Annotated in this window: 1 protein-coding gene; it reads left to right on the forward strand. The window is 73.8% G+C overall.

Annotated elements, in window-relative coordinates:
• Positions 1-52 precede the first annotated feature (52 nt).
• Positions 53-564: ATP-binding protein (locus E4099_RS32695; RefSeq protein WP_209446837.1), on the forward strand; the 512-nt coding region annotated here is incomplete at its 3' end.

Genomic DNA, 564 nt, shown 5'->3' on the forward strand with positions numbered 1-564 from the left:
CCCCTGTCCCTTCCCGCCCGCCACCCGCGCCCTTCTCACTCCGGACTGCCCGATGACTTCGCCCGACACCGCCGCGAGCCCGGCCGGCGCCGACCGCACCTTCCAGGTGGATCTGCGCGGCCTCGTCGATCTCCTCTCCCACCACCTCTACTCCAGCCCCCGCGTCTACCTGCGCGAACTCCTGCAGAACGCGGTGGACGCGCTGACCGCCCGGCACGGCGTCGAACCGGCCGCCCCCGCCGACGCCTTCGGTATCCGCCTGTACGCCGACGGCTCGCTGGTACGCGTCGAGGACGACGGGGTCGGTCTCACCGAGGCCGACGTGCACACCTTCCTCGCCACCATCGGCCGCAGCAGCAAGCGCGCCACCGCGGACCCCGCGGCCGAGCCCATCCGGGGCTGGGGGAGGCTCGCCGAGGAGCGCGGGGACTTCATCGGCCAGTTCGGCATCGGCCTGCTCTCCTGCTTCCTGGTCGCCGACGAGATCCACGTGCTGAGCCGCTCCGCCCGCACCCCCGACGCCCCCGCCGTGGAATGGCGCGGACGCGGCGACGGCAGCTACAC

The sequence above is a fragment of the Streptomyces palmae genome (assembly GCF_004684805.1).
In the GTDB taxonomy this organism is placed as follows: Bacteria; Actinomycetota; Actinomycetes; order Streptomycetales; family Streptomycetaceae; genus Streptomyces; species Streptomyces palmae.